This is a genomic window from Streptomyces sp. NPDC001027 (genome assembly GCF_040299045.1).
Classification (GTDB): domain Bacteria; phylum Actinomycetota; class Actinomycetes; order Streptomycetales; family Streptomycetaceae; genus Streptomyces.
On record NZ_JBEPBI010000458.1, the window covers coordinates 1 to 3051 of the forward strand.

Here is a 3051-nt window from a genome sequence, read left to right on the forward strand (position 1 = left end):
GCGGTGCGTTTCGCCGACGGGGTCGGCGTGCTGGCCGCGGAGGGCGTGACCCGCTTCCTGGAGATCGGCCCGGACTCCACCCTCACCGCACTCGCCCGAACCGCTCTCGGGGACGGTGTCGTCTGCGTTCCCGTGCAGCGCAAGGGCCGCCCCGAAGTCGACGGCCTGTTCGCGGCGATGGCTGCTCAGCACGCCTGCGGACTTCCCGTCCGCTGGGGCGGGCTCTTCGCCGGCGTGCGTCCCGCGCCGCTGCCCACGTACGCCTTCCAGCGCACCCGGTACTGGCCCGAGGTGAAGAAGAGCGCCCCCGCGGCGACGGCCGTGGTGACAGCCGGGGAGGACGCGTTCTGGGCCGCCGTCGATCAAGGTGACGCCGATGAACTCGCCGGTGTCCTCGGCCTCGACGGCACGGAGCTGAACGGGGTCGTGCCGGCGCTGGCGGAATGGCGGCGTGCTCAGCTCGAGCGGACCGCCGCGGATGCGCTGCGCTACCGCGTCCGTTGGGATCGTCTGGCGACGGACGGCGGACGGACGGTCAGCGGTCGATGGCTGCTGCTGCAGGCCGGTGACGACGAGGCGCTGCCCGGCATCGAGGAGTTCGTGCCGGGAGTCGAGCGCCTGGTCTGCGCCGCCGGCATGGAACGTCCGGTGTTGCGCGATCTGTTCGGCGCGGCCATGGCCGACGGCGTTCCCGTCGCCGGCGTGCTCTCGTGTCTGCCGGGTGCGGACAGCGCCCTCGCCCTGGTGCAGGGCCACGGCGACGCGGGTCTCAGCGCGCCGCTGTGGATCGTCACCAGCGGGGCCGTGGCCGTGGGAGCCGGGACCGAGGCCGCGGTCGAGCCCGGCGCGGCCTCCGTGTGGGGCCTCGGTCGGGTCGCAGCGCTCGAACACCCGGACGTCTGGGGCGGATTGCTCGATCTGCCCGCACGGCCGGACCGACGTGCTCTCGCTCGGGCCGCCGCCGTTCTGGAGGCCGCCGACGAGGACCAGGTCGCGGTGCGCGGCGCCCAGGCCTACGCCCGCAGGCTTGTGCCCGCTCCCGTCTCCGCCGGCACGAAGGAGTGGACGTCCCCGGAGCGCGTCCTGATCACCGGCGGCACCGGCGCCCTCGGTACACGGGTCGCGCACTGGGCCGTCGCGCGCGGGGCACGCGAGCTGGTGCTGACCGGCCGTCGCGGGCCTCAGGCGCCCGGCGCGGACGAGCTGCGCGCCCGACTCGTCGGGCTGGGCGCGCGGGTGTCCGTGGTGGCCTGCGACATGGGCGACCGGGACGCGGTCGAGCGACTCCTCGCCGAGCACCCCGTGGACGCGGTGCTGCACTGCGCGGGCGTCCTCGACGACGACGTCATCGCCGCCTACTCGCCCGATCGGCTCGCGGCCGTGCTGCGGGCCAAGGCCGTGGCCGCCGACCACCTCGACGAACTGACCCGTGTCAGCGGGCTGTCGGCCTTCGTGACGTTCTCCTCGATCGCCGGCGTCTGGGGGAGCGGTGGGCAGGCCGCGTACGCCGCCGCCAACGCCCACCTGGACGCGCTGGTCGAACGCCGTCGCGCCCGCGGCTTGGCCGGTACTTCCGTGGCCTGGGGGCCGTGGGGCGACACCGGCATGGCCGCCGGCGAGGAGGCGGCGAAGCTGCTGACCCGCAGGGGGCTGAGGCCGCTCGATGCCTCTGCCGCGCTGACCGCGCTCGAGCGCGCCCTGGCCGGCCGGGACACGACCGTGGTCGTGGCCGACGTGGACTGGGAGCGGTTCCTGGCCGCCTTCACCACCGGGCGTCCCAGCCCCCTGCTGGCCCTGTCGGCCGGCACGGCCGCCGCCCCGGCCGCGGACGGCGCCGTCACGGAGGCGGGCAGCGTGCTGCGCGATCGCCTCGCCCCGCTCACCGCGGAGGAGCGCGAAGCCGGCCTGCTCGACCTGGTGCGCCGTCGTGCCGCCGCCGCGCTCGGCCACGCCGACCCGGCCGCGGTCACCGTGGGACGGGCCTTCCGCGACATGGGCTTCGACTCGCTGACCGCGGTCGAGCTGCGCAACGACCTCACCGCCGAGACGGGCGTCGCGCTGCCGACGACACTGGTCTTCGACCATCCCACGCCGCTCGCCGTCGCCGAGTACCTGCGGGACGTGCTGTTCGCAACGGCGGAGGTCCGGCACGAGGTCACGGCGCGGATCGCCGACACCGACCCCGTGGTCATCGTCGGCATGGGCTGCCGTCTGCCCGGCGGCATCGACGGCCCCGACCAGCTGTGGGAGCTGCTCGCCGCGGGCGGCGACACCGTCGGAGGGTTCCCCGAGGACCGCGGCTGGGACCTGACGTCCCTGCTCGACGTCAGCGACACTCGCTCCGGCGGCTTCCTGACCCGGGCCTCCGCCTTCGACGCCGCGTTCTTCGGCATCAGCCCCCGCGAGGCCCAGGCGCTCGACCCGCAGCAGCGGCTGGTGCTGGAAACCTCCTGGGAGGCACTGGAGTTCGCGGGCATCGACCCCACGGCCCTCAAGGGCTCGCGCACCGGCGTCTTCGTCGGCGCCGGCAGTTCCGGCTACGCCACCGGCCTGACGGAGATCCCCGAGGGCCTCGGCGGACATCTGCTGACCGGACAGGCGGGCAGTGTGGTCTCCGGCCGCATCGCCTACTCCCTCGGGCTCGAGGGCCCGGCCGTCACCGTCGACACCGCCTGCTCCTCCTCCCTGGTCGCCCTGCACCTGGCCGCGCAGTCCCTGCGGTCCGGCGAGAGCGACCTGGCCCTCGCCGGGGGCGTGACGGTCATGGCCGACCCGGGCGCCTTCGTCGAGTTCAGCCTTCAGGGCGGACTGGCCCCGGACGGCCGGTGCAAGGCGTTCTCCCAGGACGCCGACGGCACCGGCTGGGCCGAGGGCGTCGGCGTCCTCGTCGTGGAGAGGCTGTCCGACGCGCGTCGCAACGGTCACCGTGTGCTGGCCGTCGTCGAGGGGACCGCCGTCAACCAGGACGGCGCGTCCAACGGTCTGACCGCCCCCAACGGGCCGTCGCAGCAGCGGGTGATCCGGCAGGCGCTGGCCTCGGCGGGGCTGTCG

Annotated in this window: 1 protein-coding gene; it reads left to right on the forward strand. The window is 75.2% G+C overall.

The window, feature by feature from the left end:
* Nucleotides 1-3051, forward strand: a 3051-nt coding sequence (locus tag ABT300_RS42670) for an SDR family NAD(P)-dependent oxidoreductase (protein WP_351688168.1), incomplete at both ends; no start/stop codon positions are given.